This is a genomic window from Mesorhizobium sp. B2-3-11 (assembly GCF_006442215.1).
GTDB classification, from domain to species: domain Bacteria; phylum Pseudomonadota; class Alphaproteobacteria; order Rhizobiales; family Rhizobiaceae; genus Mesorhizobium; species Mesorhizobium salmacidum.
On record NZ_VFVS01000011.1, the window covers coordinates 95,753 to 119,673 of the forward strand.

Below are 23,921 nucleotides of genomic sequence, written 5' to 3' on the forward strand. Positions count from 1 at the left end.
AGGATCGGGCCCGGTTCGGTCGCGGCTTTCGGTGCTGCCGTCTGCGTGACTGGCCACGCGAAACCGCGACCTGCACCGCCGGGATCATAGCATTGTTCCCAGGCCTTGTCGCGTTCGGCGGCCCGGTCTGCAACCTAAATACGGCGTGATGCGTTACCCTGCGCGGCATTGTAGCGCGTGGCGTCGAAAAGGAGCCATGCAACCCGCTAATTTTGGCCTTATGCATGTCGCTGTCCCAAAACCAAGGTACTTTCGGGCGACATGCGATAGCATCCACGGCGCCGACAGCGCCGATTTGAGGGAGGAGAATGCCATGAGACTGACAGCGGCCCTTCTTGCAATTTCATTTATCGCGACCACTCCGGCCTTTGCAGCGGGCGATGCCGATGCCGGCAAGAAGATCTTCACCAAATGCATGGTCTGCCATGAAGCGGCGACCGACAAGGACAAGATCGGTCCATCCTTGCACGGCGTCATCGGCCGAAAGGCAGGTTCGCTGCCGAGCTTCCAGGCCAAATATTCCGACGCGATGAAAAAGGCGGGTGCAGGCGGCCTGGTCTGGGACGAGGCCAATATCGCTGAATACATCAAGTCGCCGAAGACAAAGGTGCCCGGCAACAAGATGCCCTTCGCCGGGCTCCCGAACGATGCCGACATCGCCAATGTGATCGCCTACCTGGAAGCCGCCGCCAAGCAGTAGAGGGCGGGCCCGGCGGAACTGGGATGCCTGAGCCTTTGCTGGACTCGGAGGCGGGTGATGCTTGCCGAGCCGGGCGAATTCATGCCAGAGTCATGCGAAAGTTGCCGCACCCGAGGCGATCAGGGCGGACTCGCCCGAAAGGCTTCGCAACTCCCCTAGGCCCCCAATATACCGTTCTTACGCGGGCGAAGCGCGCGCGCAGCCTCAGACACAATTCAGAAATAAACCAGAAAAATTCCAGAAATCGTTCGGGCGTAGAATTGGCTAGAGAGGGTTTCATCGGCTGCCGCACCGCGGCACTTGTTCGGATTGGCGACAAGCGATGCAAAGGTTCTCGACCAGCTTGATGAGTGCGTTGCTCGGCGTTTCGCTCGCCACCGGCCCGGTCGAAGCTGGCGAGGCAAACGTTGCGGCGACCCGAACCGAGCGCTGCACCAATCTCAGCCGCCAAGTTGACGAAGCCCTCGAAACCCATGCCGCGTCAAGGCAGGTCACCGCGGCGAAGGCACTGCAAAGAAGGGGAAACCGGTTCTGCGCCAACATGAAGCAGGCACAGGGAATCCGAATGCTCGCAAATGCTGTGAAGCTGCTTGGCGTGACGCCGATCGATCCCGATGCAGCGAAAACCGACCTGCATAGCAAGGAGAAAAAACCATGAAAAAGTCCCTTCTCTCCGCCCTCGGTCTCGCCGTTGCCCTGGCTTTGTCGATGCCAGTTCCCGGCACCGCCGCCGCCGCCAAGGCGACCGCTCCAGCTGCGACCGCAACGACCACGATGACCAAGACGGCAACGGCTGCGAAGCCGCACCAGAACAGCGCTGTGGCCAGGAAGGCTTGCAAGCCGACCAAGAAGCACAAGTGCCCGGTGAAGCACAAGAAGCACACCGCGAAGACCGCGGCGTCTAAAAAAGCCTATTAACACCGCTATGCCATGAGAAGGCTGTTCCATTTGCATTCGGTTGGGGCGGCCTTTTCCATGGTGGCCGACGCGGAGCGGCCCATTGGCTCTCCGGCTGCTTCGGTGGACGCCCTTTGCGAGTTGCTCACGGCGCTTCCTGGGCCGATTCGTCAAAGGCCAAGAAACAACTGCATCCGGTTCCGTTGAACCTCCCGATTTTGCACTTAGACCGGGGTCGTAGTAACCCGCCCGGCGTTGAGAGGCGCGGCCTAGCCTACGAAAAGTTAAAATGACCCGCATCGCAACCTTCAACGTGAACGGCGTCAACGGCCGCCTGCCCGTGCTGCTCAAATGGCTGGATGAAACCGCGTACGACATCGTCTGCCTTCAAGAGCTCAAGACATCTGACGACAAGTTCCCTGCCGACGCGATCAGGGGCGTCGGTTACGGCGCAATCTGGCACGGCCAGAAATCTTACAACGGGGTAGCTATTCTCGCTCGGGGAGCAGAACCACTGGAACGTCGGCGCGGGCTGCCCGGGGATCCAGACGACACGCACAGCCGCTACATCGAGGCCGAGGTGAATGGGCTTGTCGTGGGTTGTCTCTATTTGCCCAACGGCAACCCGGCGCCAGGTCCAAAATTCGACTACAAGCTCCGCTGGTTCGATCGCCTGATCAGCTACGGCCAGCTGTTGCTTGGAGACGGCGCCATGAGCATTCTCTGCGGCGACTACAACGTCGTTCCAACCGAAATCGACGCCGTGGTGCCCCGACGGTGGCTAGGGGACGCGGTGTACTTTCCGGAGAGCCGGCAAGCCTATGCCGAAATGCTCGGGAATGGTTGGATCGATGCCGTCCGGCGCATCCACCCCGAGAAGGGCATCTACACCTACTGGAACTTCTCATACCGGGGCGGCTACGATCGAAGCTCCGGCCTCCGAATGGACCATCTGCTCGTGAGCCCTTCCCTTTCGGACAAACTCCGCGATGCCGGCGTGGACGTCGAATTGCGCGGCTGGGAGAAGCCAAGCGACCATGCGCCAGCTTGGATCGAGCTCGATTGAGTACTAAGGCAATTCCAGGAAAAGTGCGTTTGCGTAACGCAAAGAGTGCGTCGGCGACTACCTTCATGAGCCGAAGCATCCTGTCCGCCCCTAAAAGGGCGGCCATCGAACCTGTGACTTTTGCCTTCGAAGGGCAGCGCCCTATCCAGCTGAGCTACGGCTGCTTTCAGGACAAGAGTCCGGAAAACGAACCAGCCGGTGAACCGGCAAGTCACGGCTTCTTAGCGGAAGCGGGCGCGGCTTCACGGGCAATTGGCTGCGTTGCGAACTTGGCTTGGTAGCAGAGGCCTCCTCCGCTGCGCACCACCCTCACGCTCCCGCCGGGCTCTTCACCGGCCGCCGTGCGCGCGTCGCCCGCTTTGCCTTCTTCGCACTCGCCAGCTCATGCATCGCATCGAGCTGCATCTGCTGCATCTCGGCCAGCCGCGTCCATTGGCGCGAGATGAGGTAGTCGAGTTTTTCGTGCAGGTGGCGCACTTCGAGCTCGGCCTTGAGGTTGACGCGGTAGTCGTTGAAGGAGCGCAGGCGGTCCTTCACCTCCTGGCGCTTCTGGCTCATCATGATGATCGGCGCCTGGATGGCGGCGATGCAGGAGAGCAGCAGGTTGAGCAGGATGAAGGGGTAGGGATCGAAGGCGCCGGTCGTGCCCTCGAACAGGTTGATGCCGATCCACACCAGAAGCACGCTGCCGAACGAGATCAAGAACCACCAGCTGCCGCCAAAGGCGGCCATGCCGTCGGAGACGCGGTCGGCGAACGTCCGGTGCTCCTCGAATTCTTCTTCACTGTTTTCCGAAATCGTGTCTTGCCGGGCGATCGATTCCACCACCTGGCGGTCGAGCTCGGAGAACTCGCCGTGCTCCTGCTGCAGCAGCTCCTCCATGTAGCGCATGCGATAGCGGCCGAGCTCCTCGCGGCTGATGCGCGCGCCCTTGGGCAGGTCCGGGTGGTCTGCATGGATGCGGTCGGCGAGGCTCGGGCGCAGCGTGTCGATGCGCACAAGGTCGCGCTTGCGGAACTTGCGGCCTGAGATCGCCGATGGCTTTTTCTTCGGCTTCAGCCGCGATGCGCCGGGGCCTGATGGTTCGGAGTCCGGCACTTCTGGCGTGTCGAAATGCTCGTCGGAAACCTCGTGCAAATCCTCCTGCGTGGTCGGCGCCTCGAAATACTCGCCGCCGCTGTCGTTCTCATTGTCGGCCGACTTCTGCTCGGATGCCTTGGGAACGGTGCTCATGATGGGCTCCTGCTGTCGTGCTTGGTTTAGAATACGCCATGGCGGCGGGGCATATCCACTGTCGGATTTCTCAGCCTATGCCACGTCTTCCGCACGATTGCGTGACAGTCGCAAGACGATAGCCGGCTGCGAGTCTTTGGATGACGAAGAGATGGGGAGGCCCCCCCTCACCTCACTGCTGTTCGGCGAACATCAGCCTGGTCTTGGTGTCGGCCATGGTAGGCGACAGGCTGCGCTGGATCAGCGCTTCGACATGGTCGTTGCGCTGGCGGGCGCTGTCGGCGCCCATCACCACCACGATCAGCTGGCGGCCGTCGGCATCGTAGGAGGTGACGATGTTGAAGCCGGAAGCCCTGATGTAGCCGGTCTTGATGCCGTTGACGCCGCGCACGCGGCCGAGCATGTCGTTGTGGCCGCGCACCAGCCTTCCGCGGAACATGAAGTCGCTTTCGGAGAAATAGTGGAAATGCTGCGGGAAGCGCCGCTGCAACGACATGCCGAGCACAGCCATGTCGTGCGCGGTCGTCATCTGGCTGTCGTCGGGCAGGCCGGATGCGTTGCGGAAGGTGGTGCTGCTCATGCCGAGTTGGCGCGCCTTGGATGTCATCATGGCGGCGAACTGGTCTTCCGAGCCGCCAAGATATTCGCCCACCGCCACCGCCACGTCATTAGCCGATTTGACGACGATGGCGCGGATGGCGGAATCGACGTCGATCGTCTCGCCGCGCCGGAAACGCATCTTGGTCGGCGGCTGCGAGGCTGCGTGGTCGGAAACCGGGATCTGCGTCTCCTTGGTGACGCGGCCGGTCTCCATCGCCTCGAACAGCAGATAGAGCGTCATCATCTTGGTCAGCGAGGCCGGATAGCGCTGCGCCGTCGAGTTAACCTCGAACAGCTGCTTGCCGCTCCGTCCATCGACGACGATGGCCGCGTATTTCTGCGGCGGCGCCGGCACGGCCAGCACGCTGTCGGGCGGCGCGGCCGTCGTGCAGCCGGCGAACAACACAGCAAATGCCAGGGCTGCAAACAACTTCTGGAGGAGCGGAAGGGGGCGCAAGGGGGGCAAGGGCAAGTCTGTTCTGCTTGGGTTAAGGCGAAGCTAAACTAACGCGTGAGTGGCGTCCATTTGGTTAATGGCTGTTAGCCCCAGGTTTGTGAGCTTGGGTTTCTCGACCCCGCGACGAACCAAAGCTTACAAGCCGCCGTGAAATCGCCCGTTTGGGTCGCGGTGTCTGGCGTCATGTCTCGTGAGACAGAGCGAGCGTATTCGATAGCAGAGGATTTTGGAGTAGAGTTCGCTTTTCAGATCAGACGAGGGCGGTAGGATGTTGGCTTCCGACCTAGCGAAATTTATCGAGCAGGATCATCTGGCTTTGGGTGCTTTTGTGAAGGGCGACCCTGAGCCTCTGAAAAACCTCTACTCGCGGCGGGATGACGTGATAATCGCCAACCCGTTCGGTCCACCGGCCAAGGGGTGGATAAAGGCGGCCGAGACCATGGATCGGGCTGCTACCAACTACCGAGACGGCGAGGTCATCGGCTTTGAACGAATCGCCGAGTACGCGACAGCGGACCTAGGCTACATCATCGAAATCGAGCGGCTTCAATCCAAAGTCGGCGGCGCGGACAAACTGGTGCCGATTGCGCTTCGGGTCACCACCATCTTCCGACAGGAGGATGGCGCGTGGAAGATCGTCCTTCGCCACGCCGATCCGATAACCTCAGCGCGGCCGGCAGCGACCATAGTTGGGCAGTAGAAGGTTTGCTCGCTCAGGAAGGTTCGTGCCCACCCGGACCTAAGGTCCGAAGCGCCCCGCCGATGTAATCGGCAATGTCGTACGCGTCATGCGCATTTCGACAGTCGAGGAGGAAGACCCTCCTGGATGATCTTTGCGAGAAGATGGACGCCGCAGCCCCAAACCCGGCAGACGCGGGTTGCTCAACGACTAAATTTTCAAACCGGGACACTACCTTTTCCTGTCCTTGCTTGCCAATGCGGCGTTTCCCGTGGGAAGGAAACGGCAAGGGGCGGCTTGGGGGCTTGGCATGACGAATATCGGGGCTGGCGGCGCTGCGCCGTCGCTTATCAGGGCATCGCTCAGCCGCACCGGCAAATGGGCAGGCAGCATCGCCTTCATCGGCGGTGCCGTGTCCGACATCCTCAACCCGCTGGCGCCGTTCGCGGCCTATATCGCACTGGCCGCCTCGATCGCGGCGGTCATCATCGCCATCGCCATCGTGCTGCGGCTGGTGCTGGCGGCCAAGGCGCTGCCGGCGCTGGTGTTCGCCACCAGTGCGGCGGCCGTCGCCGGCGGCGTCTATGCCATGCAGAAGGAAACTAATTCCCAGAACGGGCTGATCGCCGGCCTGGTGCCTGTTGTTGCCGGGCTGCAGCAGTCGATGGGCATCGTCTCGGCCAAGGTCGCCAGGATCGTGCAGACCGTCACCGAAACGCAAAAGACGGTCGAGCAGGTCAAGAAATCGACCGACACGGTTGCCCAGAAAACCGACCAGATCGCGTCCGCCCAGCAGCAGCAAACCGCGCAAGGGGTCGAGACGCAAAAGGCCGTCGAAGCGGTCAAGCAGACCACGGAAACGCTCGCAGCCGGCCAAAAACAGCAAGTGGCCCAGTCCGAAAAGCTGCAGGCGACGACCGAGCAGATCGCCGTCTCGATCGACACGATAGCCAAGGGGTTTGCGACCTTGGCCGCGCAAGGCGGCGCCATCGCCGAGCCGAAGCGGCCGGACGAGTTCTACCACAATGCCCGCGTCTACGAGTTGTCGGGCGACATGCTCAACGCGCGGCGCTCCTACCTCGCTTTTGCCGGCTTCGATGTCGATGCCATCGATCCCTACACGCGCTTTGCCACGCTGCTCAGGGTCCAGGACGGCAAGGCCGGGGCCCGCGAAGTGTTCGGTCAACTGGCCGACAAGGGCAAGGCGCTGTCGATCAAGCTGGTGCATGTCATGCAGTTCGACGATGCGCAGCGGCTCGACAAGCTCAGCGCCTTCATATCGGCCAATCCGGACTTCGCGCCAGCCTATTACCTCCAGGCGCAGGAGTTTTCGGAAGATCGTCTCGGCAGCCAGACGCTGGCCGACAAGCGCAGCGAAGCCCAGGCGCTGACCAAATTCGTCTCCTACGAAAAAGAAGGCGGGCTGCTCAAATATTTCGTCGACCAGACCCAGCTTGCCGACTGGCTGGACCGCAGCCGCAGCCGGTTGGCGGCCCTTGGCGACGTGCTCAACCCTGCCCGCTTCGCGCCTTCGCTGACGCCGATGCGCTCCAACCAGGGCTGGTCGATGACCATTTCGCTGCCCGAGCCGGCGACCGCGATATCCTGGCGTCTTGGCGGCACCGGCCCCTTCACCGACACCGGCCTGCTGGCGCTCAACGACCAGCGCACCGGCAAGCCGATACCCAATCCGAGTTTTGAATTGCCCGACAGCACGGCGGCGACCACGATCGGGATCAAATATCTCGACATCAGGGGACGCGAGACCGGCCCGTTCGACATCCGCTTCGATCCGGATGCCGCCCTGCAACAGGGCAACAAGCAGATCCTCGACCAGTTCTGGACGTCGTGGATCGCCTTCGACGCCAGCGGCAATCATGGGCTGGTCTATTTCACGCAGATGCTGTCCTACCGCTGCGCCATCAAGGAGGTGCATTACAGCCTGAACGGCGCCACGCTCGACAAGGCGCTTCCCATGCCGCCTTGCAATGCCAAGGATCCCTATGCCATCCCCAGTGATTTCCAGCCCTATTTCAAGGTCGCCGACAGCGTGAAGTCGATGTCGGTGCAGGTGACCTATACCGACGGGACAAAATCGCCGGTACGGGACTACAAGCGGCAATAGGGCTGGCACCTTCGGCATGTAGAAAGGTGGACGCAAATCTGATGCAAAATGCGCGCCCGCGCGCTTGCGCGGCGCGCCGAACGGGTTCTTCTTGGCACCCGTCAGATTCGGGTGAGAACGCCATGGATACAGTCACGATCAACGCCAGGGGCATTTCGGTTTCGCTCGACCTCATGGTCGGCCACATCGCCGACATGACAATCGAGAGCGGCGGGCGCCAATTGCGGCCACTGCACCGCGCACCCTGGGTCGACGCAAGCGAGACGCTGCCTCCAGACCTGCCGCAGGGCACCGTCCGGCTCTCTGGCGACTTTCTCTGCGCGCCGTTTTCGCGCAGCGATGTCGAGGAGGCGCCGCTGCATGGCTGGCCGGCCAACAGCGCCTGGGATGTGGTCGACAGCGGCGCCACGGATGGCGGCTGGCGCGCCATCTTCCGCCTCCGGCACAAGGTGATGGGCGCCAGCGTCGACAAGATTCTCACGCTGCGCGACGACCATCCTTTCCTCTATCAGGAACATGTATTTTCCGGCGGATCCGGCGCGATCTCGGTCGCCCATCACCCGATGACGGCGATGAAAGGCGGCGGCAGGCTGGCTTTCTCGCCGAAGCGGTTTGCCGCCACGCCAGCCGATCCGCTGGAGCCGGACCCCGCGCGCGGCCGCTTTATGCTCGCGTATCCGGCGCGGTCGTCCGATCTCGACCATTTTCCTGCTGCCGGCGGCGGTACGCTCGATCTCACGGATTACCGCATGGAGGATCGGCGCGAGGATTTCCTCACCTTGGTCGAGGCCGACCATGGCGGCCCGGGCTGGACCGCGCTTGCGCGCCACGCCGAAGACGACCTGATGCTGGTGCTCAAGAACCCGGCCGAACTGCCGGTCACCATGCTGTGGTTCAGCAATGGCGGGCGCGACTACGCGCCGTGGAGCGGCCGCCATCTCGGCGTGCTCGGCATCGAGGATGGGCGAACCGCGATTGGCCACGCCGCCTCGCTCGGCGACAACTGGCTGAAGCGCGAGGGCGTGGCGACGGCATTCGCGCTCGGCGAGCGCCGCGGCGTCTCGTTCCGCCATGTCATCGGTGCGTTGCCGCTGTCGGGCGGCGAGCCCCCGCGGGAGATCACCACGGCGGATGGCCGCCTGCGGCTGGCTGGCGCCGCGGCATCGGAGGTCCCGTTCGACAGCGAATTCCTGCGTATCGGCCTGCCACCGGCAAGCTGAAGCGCAAAGCCGTAAGGGATTAATCGCACTCGCCAGCGCTGACTTCCACAATCGTTCGCTCTAAATCGTGCAAATCGCGGTTTGAAATCTCCTGCGACTGCCGACAAGATGCGCCCAAAATCCTGCGGAAGGAGCCAAAAAATGTCCGAAATCGCCCACCTCGCCGCCACCATCTTCAAGCGCGCCGGCAAGGCGAAGCGCTTCATCGTCGCCATTGCCGGACCGCCGGGCGCCGGCAAGTCGACACTATCGGCAAGCCTGCACGACCTTTTGCCGGAAGGCGCGGTGGAAGTCGTGCCCATGGACGGCTTCCACTATGACGACATCGTGCTCACCGCGCGCGGCCTGCGCGCGCGGAAGGGCGCGCCCGACACGTTCGACTTCGGCGGCTTCGAGACGCTTTTGAAGCGCATCCGCGCCGGCGAGGCCGAGATCGCCATTCCGGTCTTCGACCGCGGCATGGAATTGTCGCGCGCTGCCGCGGCGATCATCGGTGCCGAGACCAAGTTCATCCTGGTCGAAGGCAATTACCTGCTGCTCGACGAGGAGCCGTGGTCGCGCCTGGCACCGCTGTTCGATTTCTCGATCTTCGTCGACGTGCCGCGCAATGAGCTCGAACGCCGCCTGATGGAACGCTGGCACGAGCATGGCCGTTCCGAGGCGGATGCGCGCGCCTGGATCGCCTCCAACGACATGCCCAACATCGAACGGGTGCTGGCAAGGCGCCGGGCGGCCGACCTGGTCATTGGTGAACCCGGTTAAGCTCGATTAACCTGTTTAATTTTCAGTATTTTTCGGCGGGAACTTTAAGACTTACAAGACGTTATCCCAATCAGGCAATCATGCCAGAAGAGGGATTCCGTCCGATGGCAACCAAGGCAAAAAAGCCCAGGGGCAAGTCAGCCCAACCGAAGGCGCCGCAATCTACGGCCGGGGTCGGCCCGGCGGTCGCCCAGCGCTCCAAGGATACAAAGGCCTTCGGCAAGGCGCCGCCGAAAAAAGTCGTGCCAGGTAGCGCGTCGAAAGCAGCTGCCAAGTCCGCCCACCCGAAGAAGTCGGCCGCCAGCGGCGGCTCGAAGGTTCGCGCCGCAGCCAATGTTGCCGCCGGAGCGGTGGTGGCCACGGCGCGAGGTGTGGCGTCTCTTGCTGCCTCCGTGGTCGGCAGGGGCGGACCCAAGGCGAAAGCAAAGTAGGGACGCGCTTCCCCAAGGGCCGGAGGTTCAGCTCCGCGCCGGAATGGTCAGGCCCTTCTGTATTGCTGGCCGCGCCAGGCCGCGCTCAAGCCACGCTGCCAGATTGGCGAAATCATCGAAGCCGACCAGATCGCGCGCCTCGTAAAAGCCGATCAGGTTGCGCACCCAGCCGAGCAGCGAGATGTCGGCGATGGTATAGTCATTGTCCATGATCCACTTGCGGCCCTTCAGCCTGACGTCGAGAACGCCGAGCAGGCGCCGTGATTCGTCGCGGTAGCGCTCCAGCGGCCGCTTGTCGGCGATCTCTCGGCCGGCGAATTTGTGGAAGAAACCGACTTGGCCGAACATCGGCCCGATCGCCGCCATCTGGAAGAAGACCCACTGGATCGTCTCGTAGCGCCGCGCTGCATCCGCTGGGATGAGCAGGCCGGTCTTTTCAGCGAGGTAGAGCAGGATCGCACCGGATTCGAACAGGCCGATCGGCTTGCCGTCCGGGCCGTTGGGATCGATGATCGCCGGGATCTTGCCGTTGGGATTGAGCGACAGGAATTCAGGCGTCCAGCTCTCGTTCTTGCCGATGTTGATCAGATGCGGCTCATAGGGCAGGCCGATCTCCTCCAGCGCGATCGATATCTTCACTCCGTTCGGCGTCGTTGCCGAATAGAGCTGGATCTGGTCCGGATGCTTGGCCGGCCAACGGGTTGCGATCGGAAAGGCGGACAAGTCGGCCATCGAGAACTCCTGAGGGGGATTTGCGCCAAGCGGCGCGATGTCGGCGGGGTCGGCCAAGAATTAGGGCTGCGGCGCGGCCGGATCAATATGCGGCGACGCTTCACATGCACCGACAGTCAATCGATCCGAACCGCCCGGGCAGGTAGTGACCGCCCTGGGCAGGTAGTAACCGCCCGGGGCAGGTAGTAACCGCCCGGGGCAGGTAGCAGGTAGTGACCGCCCGGATTAGATGGCCTTGAAGGCCAGCACCGCATTGGTGCCGCCGAAGGCAAAGCCGTTGCTGATGGCGGCGCGCACCTTGCGCTCGCGCGCGACATTCGGCGTCACGTCGAGATCGCAGTCGGGATCGGCCTCGCGGTAATTCGCCGTCGGCGGCACGACGCCTTCGCGGATCGCCATGACGCAGGCGATCATCTCCAGCCCGCCCGAGGCGCCGAGGCAATGCGCGTGCATCGACTTGGTCGAGGACACGGAGAGCGCCCGCGCATGATCGCCGAAGACGCGCTTGATCGCGAGGGTTTCGATCTGGTCGTTGGCCTTGGTGCCGGTGCCGTGCGCGTTGAGGTAATCGACATCCTCGGGATTGAGCCCGGCATCGGCCAGGCAGAAACGCATCGCGGCTTCCGGCCCCTCGACGGTCGGCGCGACGATATCGGAGGCATCGGCCGAAAGGCCCGCGCCGGCGATCTCGGCCAAAATGGTGGCGCCGCGCGCCATCGCGTGTTCGTAGCTTTCCAGAACCGCCATGCCGGCGCCTTCGCCCAGCACCAGCCCCTGGCGGTCGGCCGAGAACGGCCTGCACGTGTCGGGCGAAAGCACGCGCAGCGCCTCCCAGCCCTTCAGAACGCCCCACACCAGCGGCGCATCGGTGCCGCCGGCCACCATGACGTCGGCGCGGCCGAGCCTGATCTGGTCGACCGCCGAGGCGATGGCATGATTGGCCGACGAACAGGCCGAAGTGACGCCGAACACCGGTCCGCGCAAACCCAGATGCATGCTGACCTGGCCGGCGGCGGCGCCCGGCATGACCCTGGGAACGGTGAAGATGCCGGCGCGATTCTTGCCCTCGATCAGGATGGCGCGATAGTTCTCCTCGACTGTCTCGAACCCGCAGACGCCAACACCGACAATGGTTCCCATCCGATAGGTATTGTCCGCATGCGGGATCAATCCGGACTGCCGCATGGCTTCTTTCGCCGCGATCACCGCCAAGAGGCTGAAGCGATCCATCGACACCAGTTGCTTGCGCTCGATGCCGTGATCCGGCAGCGCTTTGATCTCGCAGCCGGTCTTGACCTTCAGGTCGTGCAGGAAGGGATTGTCGATCGGGCCGATCGCTGACCGGCCGGCCCGCATCTCGGCCCAGATTGCCTGCGCATTGGTGCCCAATCCGCACAACCCGCCGATGCCGGTAATGACGACGCGCTTCAGCATTCGGTCAGGCTTTTTTCGCGATCAGCGCGCGAACGGCCTCGACCATGTCGCCGACATTCTTCAGATTGCTCCAGGCATCGACCGTGTTCATCTCGATCTCGATGCCATATTGCTCCTCGAGGTCGAAGATGATCTCGGTCAGCTCCAGCGAATGGATGCCGAGCGCCGTCAATTCGGTCGTGGTGGTGATTTCCTCGCCGCCCGGCTCGGCATGGGCCTTGATCTTCTCGATGATGTCCGTTGCCAGCTGGTCAGCCATTCGGTTTCTTCCCCACTTGTCGGTTCCGACGCTGAACAGCGCCTTCTTGTCCTCGATATCAGATCGCGATCTTCGCCTTCTACCCCCGCCAAGCGTTGCCTGACCGTACCAAGGTGGTTCCCTCTATAGAAACGGAAACGTCATCAAGCAACAAGCTATATGTCGACAAAAGCGCCACAGTGCTTAACCTGATGGCGTGGATACGATCGAAAATACGAAGTTCTCAGGTCAACTGCCCCAGCGCGCGGCGGGCAAGGCGCAGCTTGGTTGCGCCAGCGTCGGCGGACGCACGCGGCTGCGGCGCCTCTATCAGGACGGCTCCGCCAAGATAAGGCTGCCGGCCGTTCCAGCCGGCCCGCTGGAGGCAGTCCTGATCAACACCGCCGGCGGGCTGACCGGCGGCGACCGCCTCGGCTGGGATGTCGATATCGGCGTGGATGCCAGCGCCGCGATAACGACCCAGGCCTGCGAAAAAGTCTATCGCGCCGCGTCGGACCATGCCGAAGTGCGTGTCAAGCTGACCGTGGGTGCGAACGGCAGCATCGCCTGGCTGCCGCAGGAAACCATCGTCTTCGACCGCGCCGCCTTTGCCCGCACATTGGATGTCGAACTCGCGGCCGGAGCCGAGGCGCTGGTGCTGGAAGCGGCCGTCTTCGGCCGCCTGGCCATGGGCGAACGTGCCGCACAGGGCACTTTTCGCGACCGCTGGCGTGTTCGTAGGGAAGGAACCCTCATCCATGCCGAGGATTTCCGCATCGGACCTGCCATCGCCGACACCTTGTCCCGTCCGGCGATATCAGGCGGCGCGATCGCCGTGGCTACGCTGCTGCTGGTATCGCCGCGCGCGGAAGCCTTGCTCGAACCGGTCCAGCAGATCATTGGCGACCGGGGTGGCGTCAGCCTCTGGACCGTGAAGACATCTGGCAAGCTTCTTGCGAGGCTTTACGCCGGGGACGGCTACCACCTGCGCCAGCGGCTGGTCCCGCTCGTCGAATTGCTCAACGGAAGGGCGGGGTTGCCCAAATTATGGTCACTGTGACTGTGTCCGCATCACTTCAGGAAGACGCATGAACCTGACGCCAAGGGAAAAGGACAAGCTGCTGATCGCCATGGCGGCGATCGTGGCGCGTAAGCGGCTCGAGCGCGGCGTCAAGCTCAACCATCCGGAAGCCATCGCGCTGATCACCGATTTCGTCGTCGAAGGCGCCCGCGATGGCCGCCCGGTCGCCGAGCTGATGGAGGCCGGCGCCCATGTCGTCAGCCGCGCGCAGGTGATGGAAGGCATCGCCGAGATGATCCATGACGTGCAGGTGGAAGCGACCTTTCCCGACGGCACCAAGCTGGTGACCGTGCACGAACCGATCCGGTGAGGAGAGAGAAAATGCTGGAGCTGCGCCCGAACTGCGAATGCTGCGACAAGGATCTGCCGCCCGAAGCGAAGGATGCGTTGATCTGTACCTTCGAGTGCACCTTCTGCGCGGGCTGTGTCGAAAACGTGCTTGGCGGCGTCTGCCCCAACTGCGGCGGCGATTTTACCGCCCGGCCGATCCGTCCCGCCGCGATGCTGAAGAAATATCCGGCTTCGACCAAGCGCGTGCTCAAGGCCGAGGGCTGCGGCTCCCGCAAGGCCGCCTGACACCGCAAAACGAAAGGCAAAATAAAATGGTCCCTGTCAAACGCCTGTGCCTCTCGGCGATCCTGCTCGTCGCGGCAGCCATGCCCGCCTACGCCCATGTCGGTATCGGCACGACCTCCTCCTTTATAGTCGGCTTCACGCATCCGCTGTCGGGTCTCGACCACATGACGGTGATGCTCGCTGTTGGCCTTTGGGCGGCCCTCAAGGGCGGCAAGGCGATCTGGGTTTGGCCGGCGGCGTTCGTCGGCGTCATGCTGGCCGGCGGCGCATTTGGCATGCTGCACGTGCCGCTGCCCTTCGTTGAGCCGGGCATACTGGCCTCCGTCGTGGCGCTTGGGCTGCTGGTGGCGCTGGCGGTCGATCTCCCCGTTTCGGCCGGTGTCGCCATCATCGGCCTGTTCGCGCTGTTTCACGGCCATGCCCATGGCACGGAAGTGCCGGAAAATGCCGGCGGCCTCGAATATATGGCCGGCTTTGCCGTTGCCACCGTGCTGCTTCACGCAATCGGCATCGCCGCTGGTCTGAGCCTCGGCCTCAGGTTCCGCGGTGTGGCCCGTATCGCGGGTGCCGCCTGCGTGGCGATCGGCGTCGGCCTCGCCTTCGGCGTGGTGTGAGGTCCCATGATCCCCGGCGAAATCATTCCCGCCCAAGGCGACATCGAACTCAACAAGGGTCTGCCGACCGTCATCCTGAAAGTCGCCAACGGCGGCGACCGGCCGGTCCAGGTCGGCAGCCACTACCATTTCTACGAAACCAATGAGGCGCTGAAATTCGACCGCGCGCGCGCGCGCGGCATGCGCCTCGACATCGCCGCCGGCACCGCCACGCGCTTCGAACCGGGGCAGGAACGCGACGTCACCCTGGTGCCGCTCGGCGGCAAGCGCGAGGTCTATGGATTCCAGCAGAAGGTGATGGGCAAGCTGTGAGGGTGTCTCATGCGTGGCGCGCAAGGCCGGCGAATGGCTTCGGGGCAAGCCTGCACACAGGCGATGCCTTCGGCTCAGCCCGACGGCTTGGCGGCCGCATAGATCACGATCTTTCCGGGATCATCGAACTCCACGGCGAGCACATCATCGGCAAGCACGCGCCGCGACTCGATGGCATTGTAGAGCAGGGCGTTGGCCTCGATCTCCTTGCGCAGTTCCGCGACATCGTCCTGATGCTGCCTAACCTTGTTCTCGATGGCCGGAGGCGGGCCGCCCTCGCTGCGCGCCGCGTCGGTCAGGAACACGATATCGACCTTGTCGAGCTTGGACGTCTTGCGCACCGTGCTGATGTTTTCGCGCGTGCGGTCGATCGCCGAATTGACCTTTCCGATCTCAGCGGTCGTCTTGGCCTCTTCCTGGTTGACCTGCGAGCCGACAATCCGGTCGACAGTCTCCGGGCTTTGAAGGCCCTGCGCGTTCAGCGCTGCCTGGGGAACGCTCGCCGCGACAAACGCAGCCGCGGCAACGGCGTGCAGCCAACGGGCATCGGGCAAGGTAGTGTCGGTCATCGTCCACTTTCGCGGTTTGTTTCGACGCTCAGGAAACGAAACGACTCCGGCCCTGCCACGGTTCCCGTCGTGATTCGGCGGGCGGACCGGATACCGGCCCGCCACGCCGGGTCCTTAACTCGCTTTCTTGGTGATCAGGGTCAGCGCGCCATTCGGCTCCATGCTGGCCGCGACCACCTGAGCCGAGGTCATTCCCTTGGCCTGGAGAGCGGATTTCACCTTGGGGGTGGCGTCGATCGAACTGCGCAGTTTCTGCAGGCCGGCGTCGCCACGCTGCGCGATCACCTGGTTGACCTGCGTCTGCGTGTCCTTCGGCAGCTCGCTGATGTCGATGACGTTGACGCTCTGGATCGCTGGCGCGGCCTGCTGACCGCCAGGGGCGGCTGGAGCCGGGGTGGTCGGAGCGGGCTGTTGCGCGGGCTGCTGCTGGGCACTGGCGGCACCAGCCAGCATCAGGCTGGCGGCGGTTGCAAGAACTATCGTTTTGCGCATGGATTTTCCTTCCATCGATTTGGCAAACGGTCGCTTTGGGGTGGCGTCCCAACCTCAACCGCCAAATGGGATCAGAAGGTGTCGCCCAGCGGGTCATTGCGTGACCATTGGAAGGCGACAATGTGCAGACGGGCTTCGACCATACCGCATTTCGGGAGCAATCGCTGATGGCCAGACTAACCCGTGCCGCCTACGCCCAGATGTACGGCCCGACCGTTGGCGACAGAGTGCGGCTTGCCGATACCGAGCTGATCATCGAGGTCGAGAAGGATTTCACCATTCATGGCGAGGAGGTGAAATTCGGCGGCGGCAAGGTCATTCGCGACGGCATGGGCCAGAGCCAGGTTTCCCGTGCCCAGGGCGCGGTCGACACCGTCATCACCAACGCGCTGGTAATCGATGCCAGTGCCGGCATCTTCAAGGCCGATATCGGCCTCAGGGATGGCCGAATCACCGCAATAGGCAAGGCCGGCAATCCTGATACGCAGGATGGCGTCACTATCGTCATCGGTCCCGGCACCGAAATCATCGCCGGCGAAGGCAAAATACTCACCGCCGGCGGCTTCGACGCGCATATCCACTTCATCTGCCCACAGCAGATCGAGGAAGCGCTGATGTCGGGCATCACCACCATGCTCGGCGGCGGCACCGGCCCGGCGCATGGCACGCTGGCGACCACCTGCACGCCGGGGCCATGGCACATGGCGCGCATGATCCAGTCCTTCGACGCTTTCCCGATGAATATCGGCCTGTCGGGTAAAGGCAACGCCTCGCTGCCCGCCGCACTCGAGGAAATGGTGCTGGGCGGCGCTTGCTCGCTCAAACTGCACGAGGACTGGGGCACGACGCCGGCCGCGATCGACTGCTGCCTGTCGGTCGCCGACGACTACGACGTGCAGGTGATGATCCACACCGACACGCTCAACGAGAGCGGCTTTGTCGAGAACACGGTGGCGGCGATCAAGGGCCGCACCATCCATGCCTTCCACACCGAAGGTGCGGGTGGTGGCCATGCGCCGGATATCATCAAGGTCTGCGGCCTTCCCAACGTCATCCCGTCCTCGACCAACCCGACGCGGCCCTACACCGCCAACACGCTGGCCGAGCATCTCGACATGCTGATGGTCTGCCATCATCTGTCGCCGTCGATCCCCGAGGACATCGCTTTCGCCGAAAGCCGCATCCGCAAGGAAACCATCGCGGCGGAGGACATCCTGCACGACATCGGCGCCTTCTCGATCATCTCGTCCGACAGCCAGGCCATGGGCCGCGTCGGCGAGGTGGCGATCCGGACCTGGCAGACCGCCGACAAGATGAAGCGCCAGCGCGGGTCACTGCCGCAGGAGACCGGCGACAACGACAATTTCCGCGTCCGCCGCTATATCGCCAAATACACGATCAATCCGGCCATCGCCCACGGCCTCTCGAAGGAGATCGGCTCGATCGCGGTCGGCAAACGCGCCGACCTGGTGCTGTGGAACCCGGCCTTCTTCGGCGTCAAGCCGGACATGGTGCTGATCGGCGGCATGATCGCCGCCGCCCCGATGGGCGACCCCAACGCCTCGATCCCGACGCCGCAGCCGATGCACTACCGGCCGATGTTCGGCGCCTATGGCAAAGCCCGGACCAATTCGTCGGTGACCTTCGTTTCGAAGGCCGCGCTCGAATCAGGTTTGCACGGCAGGCTTGGCGTCGACAAGCAGTTCGTCGCCGTCGAGAACACGCGCGGCGGCATCGGCAAGCACTCTATGGTGCTCAACGACGCCACGCCCCATATCGAGGTTGATCCGGAAACCTATGAAGTTCGCGCCGACGGCGAGTTGCTGACCTGCGAACCGGCGACGGTGCTGCCGATGGCGCAACGGTATTTTCTGTTTTGAGCCTCACCGGTGCCCGCGCCAAGAAGCCGTTTAAACGCGGCGCGCTTTAGGGCATTATGCGCATATGAACAGGATTGACCGTCTCAGGGCCATGACACCCTATGAAACAGACTACGCCCAGTGGTGCGCCGAGCAGGGCGCGTTGCTGCGCGAGGGTCGTCTCTCCGATCTCGACCGCGAGAACCTTGCCGAGGAGATAGAAAGCTTGGGGAGAAGTGACCGGAGAGAAATTCGCAGTCGGATGCGGGTGTTGATTGCACACCTCCTGAAATGGGAATTCCAGCCGGGCCACAGATGCCACAGCTGGCAATCGTCGATTTCCGAGCAGCGTGTCTGGATCGAAGGTATCCTCAAGGATAGTCCGAGTCTTCGTCGCTATCCCGCTCAAATCTTCGATCAGTCCTACAAAGACGCGTTGCCCATTGCCATTCAGGAGACCGGCCTGCGGAAATCGCAATTTCCAAGTGAGCCACCGTTCAATGCCAAGCAGGCGCTCGATGGGAGATTTTGGCCTGGCGGCCCTCTTTCAATGGATGATTTCCTGCGAGGCTAGCTGCCTCTTTTTCCCCACCAGCGTTTCTCCCAGACCCATGGCCACCGAAATAGCCTCCGCCCACGACATCTTCCCGCATATCCGCATCGTCATGGGCATGGTGATCGGACTTGGCGTCGCCCGCCTGCTGTCGGGGGTAGCGCGCATCGTCCAGCATCCCGGCCAGTATCGGCTCTATCCCGTGCATCTGGCCTGGGTCGCCTCGGTCCTGCTGATGCTGGTGCATTTCTGGTGGTGGGAGTTCGACCTCTACGCCATCGAAACGTGGACCTTCGGCAAATACCTTTTCATTATTTTCTATGCCATCACGCTGTTCCTGCTGTGCGCGCTGCTGTTTCCGGATTCGATGCTGGACTACACCAGCTACGAGGATTTCTTCTATTCGCGCCGGGCCTGGTTCTTTGGACTGCTGGCGGGGAGCTACCTGCTCGACGTCATCGACACCCTGTTGAAAGGTCCGGAGCATTTCGCCCGCTTCGGCAACGAATATCTGTTCCGCACGCCGGTCTTCGTCGCGCTCTGCATCGCCGCGATCCTGGTGCACGACCGCCGCTTCCACATCGCCTTCGTCGCGGCCGCGCTCATCTACCAGATATCGTTCATCCTGCGGCTCTTCGACACGATCGTATGACACCTCCCGATGATCTAGAGTTCCGGGGAAAGGCAGGTTCAACGATGTACAAGGCCGTCGGATCGCGCGGATCCCGGGTCAGCCGCGTCCTCTGGATGCTCGAGGAACTCGGGGAGCCCTATGAATTCGTCGAGGTCAAGCTCCGCTCGCCGGAAGCCTATGCGCTCAACCCGTCGGGCAAGGTACCGATCCTCATCGACCGTGAGCTGACGGTGACGGATTCGGCGGCGATCTGCGTCTATCTGGCGGAGAAGCACGCCGACAAGGGGATGGGCGCCAATCCCGGTCTCGCCGGCCGTGCCGAAATCGATTCCTGGATGCACTTCGCCCAGTCGGAGTTCGAAGCGCCGCTGTGGAACAAATTGCGCCACCGCTTCCTCCTACCCAGGGAAGTTCGGGTCGATGTCGGTCCTGCCGCGGCCTATGACTTCGCCACGGAGGTCAAGGCGCTGGACCGCCGGCTCGGCGACAGGCTGTTCGCGCTGGGCCGGTTCTCGGCCGTCGACGTGCTGCTCGGCGACATGGGCGGCTGGGCGCGTGCCGGCCGGTTCCCGATCGACTCCGACCGCGTCAACGCCTATTTCGACCGCGTGTTGTCGCGGCCTGCCCGTGCGCGGGCGCAAGCTAACGGAGGCTCCATGAAATGAAGCTCAACCTCAACACCGACTTCACCAAATTTCCGCGCGCCGTCTCGGTGCTGCCTGCGGGCAGTGTTGGAGCCACCGCGCCATCCGGCCGTGCGGTTCTCGCCCATGACGAGCGGCATCTGCGCCGCCGCGCCATCGAACTTGCCGACGGCAGCAAGGTGCTGGTCGACTTGCGTGAACCTATTGCCCTCAACGATGGCGACCGGCTCGTGCTGGAGGATGGCGGCCATATCGAGATCATCGCGGCGCCCGAAGCCGTCTATGACATCCGCGCCCGCGACGCCGTGCATCTGACCGAACTCGCCTGGCATATTGGCAACCGCCATCTCGCCGCCGGCATCGAGGCGAACCGCATCCTCATCCTTCGCGACCACGTCATCAAGGCGATGCTGGAGGGGCTCGGCGCCACGGTGCGCGACGTCTCGGAACCGTTCAAGCCGGTCCGCGGCGCCTACTCCGGTGGGCAAGGCCACGCCCACGCCGAGGCGCACAGCCATGGCCACGGCGAATCCCATTCGCACAGCCATGCGCATTCGCATCACGATCATCATCATGACTGACCAGCCCTCCGGCATCGCCCTGCTGCGGCTGATGGCTTGGCTGTCGCCGGCCTTTCCGGTCGGCGGTTTTGCCTATAGCCATGGCCTTGAGCGGGCAGTGCATGATGGGTTGGTGACCGATGCCGCTGGCCTTGCCGGCTGGCTGGAGACGCTGGTTGAGATGGGTTCGGGCTGGAACGATGCCGTGCTGTTCGCCGAGAGCTGGCGCCGCGCCCGCGAAGGCGGCGATCTGGCCGAAGTCGCAGCACTGGCCGAGGCATTGGCAGGCTCGCGCGAGCGCCACACCGAGACCATGCTGCAAGGTGCGGCCTTTCTTAAGGCCGCCGCCGCCTGGCCCAATCCAGTGCTGGAGCGCTTGCCGGCCGAGTGCGCCTATTGCGTCGCTGTCGGCACTGTCGCCGGCGGCAACGGCGTTGCGCTGCAGGACGCGCTGTCCGCCTTCCTGCAAGCCTTCTTCTCCAACCTCGTCCAGGCCGCGATCCGGCTCGGCGTCATCGGCCAGAACGAGGCCACGACGCTGCTGGCAGGGTTCGAGCCGCTGGCGCTCTCGACCGCTGCCCGCGCGTCCCGCTCGACACCGGACGATCTCGGCGGCTGCGCCTTCATCTCCGACATCGTGGCGATGAAGCACGAAACCCAGTACTCACGACTGTTCCGCTCATGATCCTCCTCGCCTTCGTCCTCTCATTCGTCCTGCTGCTGATCACGGCCCTGCACGTCTATTGGGGCATAGGCGGCATCTGGCCGGGCAGGGATGCGGCGTCCTGCGCCCACGCCGTCGTCGGTTTTCGCGGCGTCGATGAAATGCCGACGCCATTCGCCAGTTTCGCCGTTGCCGCTTGCCTTGGCCTGGCAACGCTGTGGCCGCTGGCGCTCATCGGTTTCTTTGCCTCGCCGTTTCCAAGGGAGGGGCTTGCCGCCACGTCGATGCTGATCGGTCTGGTGTTCCTGGGGCGCGGTATCGCCGGTTTCATGCCCTGGTGGCGCCGGCTGGCACCCGAACAGCCTTTTGCGCGGCTCGATACCAATCTCTATTCGCCGCTGTGCCTGCTGATCGGGCTCGGCTTCGCGGTTCTTGCCATTATGGAGTTTCCGACATGACACAAGCGAACGGTCCTCTTCGTATCGGCATCGGCGGCCCCGTCGGTTCCGGCAAGACGACGCTCACCGAAAAACTCTGCAAGGCGCTGCGCGACGAGTTTTCCATCGCCGTCGTCACCAACGACATCTACACCCGGGAAGACGCCATGATATTGGCCCGGCTGCAGGCGCTGCCGGAGGACCGCATCGTCGGCGTCGAGACCGGCGGCTGCCCGCACACCGCCATCCGCGAGGACGCCTCGATCAATTTGCAGGCTATCGCCGAGCTGAACCGCAAATTTCCCGATCTCGACATCATCTTCATCGAATCCGGCGGCGACAACCTGGCCGCCACCTTCTCGCCGGACCTTGCCGACCTGACGCTCTATGTCATCTCGGTCTGCCAGGGCGAAGAGATTCCGAGAAAGGGCGGCCCGGCGATCACGCGTTCCGATTTCCTCATCATCAACAAGAGCGACCTGGCGCCCTATGTGGACGTCAATCTCGATGTCATGGAGAGCGACGCCGGCCGCATGCGCGGCAAGCGGCCGTTCGGCTTCACCGATCTTTCGCGCGGCAAGGGCCTGCAGGAGGTGATCGATTTCATCGTCGAGCACGGCGGACTGCGGACTGTTGGCGCCGCAAGCACGGCGGCATAGCTGGCGGTCTGCACCAAGCGAAAGCGGTTGCGGGCACCAGCGGAGCGCGGCATTCTTGCCGAAACCGGAGGATTTCTAGGATGAGCATTGCCCGCCTGCAGAAGGAAACGCTGACCAACCTGCCCTTCTACGAAGAGCGCGTCGATCTCGCATGCGCCTTCCGTTGGACGGCGCGGCTCAACATGCACGAAGCGGTGGCCAACCATTTCTCGCTGGCCGTCAACGACGACGGCACCAGGTTCCTGATGAACCCGAACCAGGTGCATTTCTCGCGCATCAAGGCGAGTGACCTGATCGAGATCGACGCCAACGACCCCGACACGCTTTCAGCGCCGAATGCACCCGACCCGACGGCATGGGGGCTGCACGGAGCCGTCCATCGCAACGTGCCGCACGCGCGCTGCGTCATGCATGTCCATTCGATCCACGCCACCGTGCTGGCCTCGCTTGCCGATTCGACGCTGCCGCCGATCGACCAGAATTCGGCGATGTTCTTCAACCGTCACATCGTCGACGCGCATTATGGCGGGCTGGCCTTCGAGGAAGAGGGCGAACGCTGCTCGCAGCTTCTCGCCGACCCCAAGGTCAAGGTGATGGTGATGGGCAACCATGGCGTGCTGGTTATCGGCGACACCGTCGCCGATGCTTTCAACCGCATGTTCTATTTCGAGCGCGCCGCCGAGACCTACATCAAGGCGTTGTGGACCGGCCGGCCGCTGCGCACGCTCTCCGACGCGATCGCCGAGAAGGCGGCGAGCGAAATGGACGACTATCCAGGCCAGGCCGAACGCCATCTCGCCGAGTTGAAGGCGATCCTCGACGAACAGGAGCCGGCGTACCGGAACTGAGGGCTACAGTCCGAGCTGAGCCCGCAATTCCGCGGCGCTGTTGATGACGACCGCGCCGGGCGGTCCTTCCATCGGCTTTTCAGGCCAGAAGATGGTCTTCATTCCCGCCGCCAGGCCCGCCATGGCGCCCGGCCAGCTGTCGTCGACCGCGACGGCGTGCGCAGGATCGACCTCCGCCAGATAGGCGGCGCGCAGGAAAGGCTCGGCGTGCGGCTTGCCTTCGCGCACGTCGTTGCGGCTGATCGTCTTCATGCCGGGGTAAGTCAGCCCCACCATGTGCAGGTTGGCGTCGACGATCATCCGGTCCGAATTGGAGACCACCGCCTGCTGCACACCGAGCGCGCGCAGTTCGTTGAAGACCTCGATCGCGCCTGGGCGCGGCTTCAGCCCCTCGACCAGCGGCAGGTAATGCTCATATTTGTGAACGATCCATTCGTCGAAGGGCAGTTGCAGCCCGAACTCGTCGCGCATCATTTCGTAGACCGGCCAGGCGGCGACGCCGAGCACGCGCTCATGCAGATCGTCAGGCGGCGTGAGGCCGGCATTGCGCATTGCTGCAATGAGAGCTGCCTCGTGCAGCGGTTCGCTGTCGACCAGTGTGCCGTCCATGTCCCAGAAAACCGCCTTCGGTGTCATGCAGCGCTCCTTTTTGCGATCCCTTAAAGGGTTTGCGACGGGAGATAAACCTTTAGCGGCCGCAGAACATGCCTTCCGATGAAGACGGAACCCGCCGTGCTTTCTCCAGCCGGATGATAGTGAAGAAAACTCCGCTGTATCGGTGTAAGCATTTGCTCTTGAGATTGACAATTGCGCAGGCGGCCATTCCCTGCGAAACTGATATGACC

At 63.3% G+C, this 23,921-nt stretch carries 31 protein-coding genes; 23 read left to right on the forward strand and 8 right to left on the reverse strand.

The window, feature by feature from the left end; translation table 11 throughout:
• Nucleotides 1-313 precede the first annotated feature (313 nt).
• From FJ960_RS16715 to xth, 4 genes are all read left to right on the forward strand, one after another.
• Nucleotides 314-700, forward strand: coding sequence for a cytochrome c family protein (locus tag FJ960_RS16715; RefSeq protein WP_140508222.1), 387 nt, complete (start codon nt 314-316; stop codon nt 698-700).
• A gap of 322 nt (nt 701-1,022) precedes the next feature.
• Nucleotides 1,023-1,358, forward strand: coding sequence for a hypothetical protein (locus tag FJ960_RS16720; RefSeq protein WP_140715378.1), 336 nt, complete (start codon nt 1,023-1,025; stop codon nt 1,356-1,358).
• The gene (locus tag FJ960_RS16725) at nt 1,355-1,618 is read left to right on the forward strand and encodes a hypothetical protein (protein ID WP_140715379.1); all 264 of its coding nucleotides are present in this window, start codon (nt 1,355-1,357) and stop codon (nt 1,616-1,618) included. Before FJ960_RS16720 ends, FJ960_RS16725 begins: the two co-directional genes overlap by 4 nt.
• A 268-nt stretch (nt 1,619-1,886) precedes the next feature.
• Nucleotides 1,887-2,663 carry an exodeoxyribonuclease III gene (xth, locus tag FJ960_RS16730; RefSeq protein ID WP_140508225.1) on the forward strand — a complete coding sequence of 259 codons (777 nt, stop codon included), beginning with the start codon at nt 1,887-1,889 and terminating at the stop codon, nt 2,661-2,663.
• A 309-nt stretch (nt 2,664-2,972) separates the two neighbouring features.
• On the opposite strand, the gene FJ960_RS16735 is transcribed toward xth, so the two are convergent.
• Nucleotides 2,973-3,896: a DUF1003 domain-containing protein gene (locus FJ960_RS16735; protein WP_140508227.1), complete on the reverse strand. Its 924-nt coding sequence runs from the start codon at nt 3,894-3,896 to the stop codon at nt 2,973-2,975.
• A gap of 172 nt (nt 3,897-4,068) precedes the next feature.
• Nucleotides 4,069-4,962 (reverse strand): D-alanyl-D-alanine carboxypeptidase family protein, encoded by an 894-nt coding sequence (locus tag FJ960_RS16740; protein WP_140715514.1) that lies wholly within the window; start codon nt 4,960-4,962, stop codon nt 4,069-4,071.
• A gap of 259 nt (nt 4,963-5,221) precedes the next feature.
• On the opposite strand from FJ960_RS16740, the gene FJ960_RS16745 reads away from it, so the two are divergent.
• The 5 genes from FJ960_RS16745 (at nt 5,222) to FJ960_RS16765 (ending at nt 10,170) form a co-directional block, all read left to right on the forward strand.
• Nucleotides 5,222-5,653: a nuclear transport factor 2 family protein gene (locus FJ960_RS16745; RefSeq protein WP_140715381.1), complete on the forward strand. Its 432-nt coding sequence runs from the start codon at nt 5,222-5,224 to the stop codon at nt 5,651-5,653.
• A gap of 289 nt (nt 5,654-5,942) precedes the next feature.
• Nucleotides 5,943-7,757, forward strand: a complete 1,815-nt coding sequence (locus FJ960_RS16750) for a methyl-accepting chemotaxis protein (RefSeq protein ID WP_181174258.1) — start codon at nt 5,943-5,945, stop codon at nt 7,755-7,757.
• A 122-nt stretch (nt 7,758-7,879) separates the two neighbouring features.
• A complete protein-coding gene (locus tag FJ960_RS16755) occupies nt 7,880-8,977 on the forward strand; it encodes a hypothetical protein (RefSeq protein WP_140715385.1) in 1,098 nt (365 codons plus the stop codon).
• A 141-nt stretch (nt 8,978-9,118) separates the two neighbouring features.
• Complete coding sequence (locus FJ960_RS16760) at nt 9,119-9,739, forward strand: nucleoside triphosphate hydrolase (RefSeq protein ID WP_140715388.1); 621 nt, start codon at nt 9,119-9,121, stop codon at nt 9,737-9,739.
• 104 nt (nt 9,740-9,843) lie between these two features.
• A complete protein-coding gene (locus FJ960_RS16765) occupies nt 9,844-10,170 on the forward strand; it encodes a hypothetical protein (protein WP_140715390.1) in 327 nt (108 codons plus the stop codon).
• A 27-nt stretch (nt 10,171-10,197) separates the two neighbouring features.
• Here FJ960_RS16765 and FJ960_RS16770 read toward each other — a convergent pair whose 3' ends face one another.
• From FJ960_RS16770 to FJ960_RS16780, 3 genes are all read right to left on the reverse strand, one after another.
• Nucleotides 10,198-10,902 carry a glutathione S-transferase N-terminal domain-containing protein gene (locus FJ960_RS16770; RefSeq protein WP_140508235.1) on the reverse strand — a complete coding sequence of 235 codons (705 nt, stop codon included), beginning with the start codon at nt 10,900-10,902 and terminating at the stop codon, nt 10,198-10,200.
• A 225-nt stretch (nt 10,903-11,127) separates the two neighbouring features.
• Nucleotides 11,128-12,336, reverse strand: coding sequence for a beta-ketoacyl-[acyl-carrier-protein] synthase family protein (locus FJ960_RS16775; protein ID WP_140715392.1), 1,209 nt, complete (start codon nt 12,334-12,336; stop codon nt 11,128-11,130).
• A gap of 4 nt (nt 12,337-12,340) precedes the next feature.
• Nucleotides 12,341-12,595, reverse strand: coding sequence for an acyl carrier protein (locus tag FJ960_RS16780; protein WP_027145432.1), 255 nt, complete (start codon nt 12,593-12,595; stop codon nt 12,341-12,343).
• Nucleotides 12,596-12,791: 196 nt separating this feature from the next.
• On the opposite strand from FJ960_RS16780, the gene FJ960_RS16785 reads away from it, so the two are divergent.
• The 5 genes from FJ960_RS16785 to FJ960_RS16805 are packed head-to-tail and all read left to right on the forward strand — an operon-like array spanning nt 12,792 to nt 15,157.
• Complete coding sequence (locus FJ960_RS16785; protein ID WP_140715394.1) at nt 12,792-13,634, forward strand: urease accessory protein UreD; 843 nt, start codon at nt 12,792-12,794, stop codon at nt 13,632-13,634.
• A 28-nt stretch (nt 13,635-13,662) separates the two neighbouring features.
• Entirely contained in the window at nt 13,663-13,965 is a 303-nt protein-coding gene (locus tag FJ960_RS16790) for an urease subunit gamma (protein WP_015314510.1), read from the forward strand.
• 11 nt (nt 13,966-13,976) lie between these two features.
• Complete coding sequence (locus tag FJ960_RS16795; protein WP_140715396.1) at nt 13,977-14,231, forward strand: DUF1272 domain-containing protein; 255 nt, start codon at nt 13,977-13,979, stop codon at nt 14,229-14,231.
• Between the two features lie 26 nt (nt 14,232-14,257).
• Nucleotides 14,258-14,845: a HupE/UreJ family protein gene (locus tag FJ960_RS16800; RefSeq protein ID WP_140715398.1), complete on the forward strand. Its 588-nt coding sequence runs from the start codon at nt 14,258-14,260 to the stop codon at nt 14,843-14,845.
• 6 nt (nt 14,846-14,851) lie between these two features.
• A complete protein-coding gene (locus FJ960_RS16805; protein WP_140508243.1) occupies nt 14,852-15,157 on the forward strand; it encodes an urease subunit beta in 306 nt (101 codons plus the stop codon).
• Nucleotides 15,158-15,231: 74 nt separating this feature from the next.
• On the opposite strand, the gene FJ960_RS16810 is transcribed toward FJ960_RS16805, so the two are convergent.
• Together FJ960_RS16810 and FJ960_RS16815 are read right to left on the reverse strand one after the other, a co-directional pair.
• A complete protein-coding gene (locus tag FJ960_RS16810) occupies nt 15,232-15,726 on the reverse strand; it encodes a hypothetical protein (protein WP_027145427.1) in 495 nt (164 codons plus the stop codon).
• 114 nt (nt 15,727-15,840) lie between these two features.
• Nucleotides 15,841-16,218 (reverse strand): hypothetical protein, encoded by a 378-nt coding sequence (locus tag FJ960_RS16815; protein WP_140715400.1) that lies wholly within the window; start codon nt 16,216-16,218, stop codon nt 15,841-15,843.
• Nucleotides 16,219-16,382: 164 nt separating this feature from the next.
• On the opposite strand from FJ960_RS16815, the gene ureC reads away from it, so the two are divergent.
• The 9 genes from ureC to FJ960_RS16860 all read left to right on the forward strand — a co-directional run bounded on the left by ureC (nt 16,383) and on the right by FJ960_RS16860 (nt 23,076).
• Nucleotides 16,383-18,098, forward strand: coding sequence for an urease subunit alpha (gene ureC / locus FJ960_RS16820; protein ID WP_181165953.1), 1,716 nt, complete (start codon nt 16,383-16,385; stop codon nt 18,096-18,098).
• 64 nt (nt 18,099-18,162) lie between these two features.
• Nucleotides 18,163-18,651, forward strand: a complete 489-nt coding sequence (locus tag FJ960_RS16825; protein WP_140508251.1) for a DUF29 domain-containing protein — start codon at nt 18,163-18,165, stop codon at nt 18,649-18,651.
• Between the two features lie 37 nt (nt 18,652-18,688).
• Complete coding sequence (locus FJ960_RS16830; protein ID WP_140715404.1) at nt 18,689-19,282, forward strand: hypothetical protein; 594 nt, start codon at nt 18,689-18,691, stop codon at nt 19,280-19,282.
• A gap of 44 nt (nt 19,283-19,326) precedes the next feature.
• On the forward strand, nt 19,327-19,929 hold the full coding sequence (locus FJ960_RS16835) for a glutathione S-transferase family protein (RefSeq protein WP_140508255.1): 603 nt from the start codon (nt 19,327-19,329) through the stop codon (nt 19,927-19,929).
• Nucleotides 19,926-20,489, forward strand: coding sequence for an urease accessory protein UreE (locus FJ960_RS16840; RefSeq protein ID WP_140715406.1), 564 nt, complete (start codon nt 19,926-19,928; stop codon nt 20,487-20,489). The genes FJ960_RS16835 and FJ960_RS16840 overlap by 4 nt, the downstream gene beginning before the upstream one ends.
• Complete coding sequence (locus FJ960_RS16845) at nt 20,482-21,153, forward strand: urease accessory protein UreF (protein WP_140715408.1); 672 nt, start codon at nt 20,482-20,484, stop codon at nt 21,151-21,153. Before FJ960_RS16840 ends, FJ960_RS16845 begins: the two co-directional genes overlap by 8 nt.
• Nucleotides 21,150-21,590: a DUF3995 domain-containing protein gene (locus tag FJ960_RS16850; RefSeq protein WP_140715410.1), complete on the forward strand. Its 441-nt coding sequence runs from the start codon at nt 21,150-21,152 to the stop codon at nt 21,588-21,590. Before FJ960_RS16845 ends, FJ960_RS16850 begins: the two co-directional genes overlap by 4 nt.
• Nucleotides 21,587-22,228 carry an urease accessory protein UreG gene (gene ureG, locus FJ960_RS16855; protein WP_140715412.1) on the forward strand — a complete coding sequence of 214 codons (642 nt, stop codon included), beginning with the start codon at nt 21,587-21,589 and terminating at the stop codon, nt 22,226-22,228. Before FJ960_RS16850 ends, ureG begins: the two co-directional genes overlap by 4 nt.
• A gap of 80 nt (nt 22,229-22,308) precedes the next feature.
• Nucleotides 22,309-23,076 (forward strand): class II aldolase and adducin N-terminal domain-containing protein, encoded by a 768-nt coding sequence (locus tag FJ960_RS16860; protein ID WP_140715414.1) that lies wholly within the window; start codon nt 22,309-22,311, stop codon nt 23,074-23,076.
• A gap of 3 nt (nt 23,077-23,079) precedes the next feature.
• On the opposite strand, the gene FJ960_RS16865 is transcribed toward FJ960_RS16860, so the two are convergent.
• A complete protein-coding gene (locus FJ960_RS16865; protein ID WP_140715416.1) occupies nt 23,080-23,712 on the reverse strand; it encodes an HAD family phosphatase in 633 nt (210 codons plus the stop codon).
• Nucleotides 23,713-23,921 lie beyond the last annotated feature (209 nt).

Excerpts from the sequence above, each read along its gene's own strand:
- FJ960_RS16835 (WP_140508255.1), top strand. The coding sequence starts at position 19,327 with ATGTACAAGGCCGTCGGATCGCGCGGATCCCGGGTCAGCCGCGTCCTC.
- ureG (WP_140715412.1), top strand. The coding sequence starts at position 21,587 with ATGACACAAGCGAACGGTCCTCTTCGTATCGGCATCGGCGGCCCCGTC.
- FJ960_RS16720 (WP_140715378.1), top strand. The coding sequence starts at position 1,023 with ATGCAAAGGTTCTCGACCAGCTTGATGAGTGCGTTGCTCGGCGTTTCG.
- FJ960_RS16850 (WP_140715410.1), top strand. The coding sequence starts at position 21,150 with ATGATCCTCCTCGCCTTCGTCCTCTCATTCGTCCTGCTGCTGATCACG.
- FJ960_RS16780 (WP_027145432.1), bottom strand. The coding sequence starts at position 12,595 with ATGGCTGACCAGCTGGCAACGGACATCATCGAGAAGATCAAGGCCCAT.
- FJ960_RS16795 (WP_140715396.1), top strand. The coding sequence starts at position 13,977 with ATGCTGGAGCTGCGCCCGAACTGCGAATGCTGCGACAAGGATCTGCCG.
- FJ960_RS16840 (WP_140715406.1), top strand. The coding sequence starts at position 19,926 with ATGAAGCTCAACCTCAACACCGACTTCACCAAATTTCCGCGCGCCGTC.
- FJ960_RS16765 (WP_140715390.1), top strand. The coding sequence starts at position 9,844 with ATGGCAACCAAGGCAAAAAAGCCCAGGGGCAAGTCAGCCCAACCGAAG.
- FJ960_RS16725 (WP_140715379.1), top strand. The coding sequence starts at position 1,355 with ATGAAAAAGTCCCTTCTCTCCGCCCTCGGTCTCGCCGTTGCCCTGGCT.
- FJ960_RS16715 (WP_140508222.1), top strand. The coding sequence starts at position 314 with ATGAGACTGACAGCGGCCCTTCTTGCAATTTCATTTATCGCGACCACT.
- FJ960_RS16815 (WP_140715400.1), bottom strand. The coding sequence starts at position 16,218 with ATGCGCAAAACGATAGTTCTTGCAACCGCCGCCAGCCTGATGCTGGCT.
- FJ960_RS16865 (WP_140715416.1), bottom strand. The coding sequence starts at position 23,712 with ATGACACCGAAGGCGGTTTTCTGGGACATGGACGGCACACTGGTCGAC.
- FJ960_RS16770 (WP_140508235.1), bottom strand. The coding sequence starts at position 10,902 with ATGGCCGACTTGTCCGCCTTTCCGATCGCAACCCGTTGGCCGGCCAAG.
- FJ960_RS16790 (WP_015314510.1), top strand. The coding sequence starts at position 13,663 with ATGAACCTGACGCCAAGGGAAAAGGACAAGCTGCTGATCGCCATGGCG.
- FJ960_RS16755 (WP_140715385.1), top strand. The coding sequence starts at position 7,880 with ATGGATACAGTCACGATCAACGCCAGGGGCATTTCGGTTTCGCTCGAC.
- FJ960_RS16805 (WP_140508243.1), top strand. The coding sequence starts at position 14,852 with ATGATCCCCGGCGAAATCATTCCCGCCCAAGGCGACATCGAACTCAAC.
- FJ960_RS16830 (WP_140715404.1), top strand. The coding sequence starts at position 18,689 with ATGGCCACCGAAATAGCCTCCGCCCACGACATCTTCCCGCATATCCGC.
- FJ960_RS16775 (WP_140715392.1), bottom strand. The coding sequence starts at position 12,336 with ATGCTGAAGCGCGTCGTCATTACCGGCATCGGCGGGTTGTGCGGATTG.
- FJ960_RS16735 (WP_140508227.1), bottom strand. The coding sequence starts at position 3,896 with ATGAGCACCGTTCCCAAGGCATCCGAGCAGAAGTCGGCCGACAATGAG.
- FJ960_RS16810 (WP_027145427.1), bottom strand. The coding sequence starts at position 15,726 with ATGACCGACACTACCTTGCCCGATGCCCGTTGGCTGCACGCCGTTGCC.
- FJ960_RS16745 (WP_140715381.1), top strand. The coding sequence starts at position 5,222 with ATGTTGGCTTCCGACCTAGCGAAATTTATCGAGCAGGATCATCTGGCT.
- xth (WP_140508225.1), top strand. The coding sequence starts at position 1,887 with ATGACCCGCATCGCAACCTTCAACGTGAACGGCGTCAACGGCCGCCTG.
- FJ960_RS16800 (WP_140715398.1), top strand. The coding sequence starts at position 14,258 with ATGGTCCCTGTCAAACGCCTGTGCCTCTCGGCGATCCTGCTCGTCGCG.
- FJ960_RS16750 (WP_181174258.1), top strand. The coding sequence starts at position 5,943 with ATGACGAATATCGGGGCTGGCGGCGCTGCGCCGTCGCTTATCAGGGCA.
- FJ960_RS16860 (WP_140715414.1), top strand. The coding sequence starts at position 22,309 with ATGAGCATTGCCCGCCTGCAGAAGGAAACGCTGACCAACCTGCCCTTC.
- FJ960_RS16845 (WP_140715408.1), top strand. The coding sequence starts at position 20,482 with ATGACTGACCAGCCCTCCGGCATCGCCCTGCTGCGGCTGATGGCTTGG.
- FJ960_RS16825 (WP_140508251.1), top strand. The coding sequence starts at position 18,163 with ATGAACAGGATTGACCGTCTCAGGGCCATGACACCCTATGAAACAGAC.
- FJ960_RS16760 (WP_140715388.1), top strand. The coding sequence starts at position 9,119 with ATGTCCGAAATCGCCCACCTCGCCGCCACCATCTTCAAGCGCGCCGGC.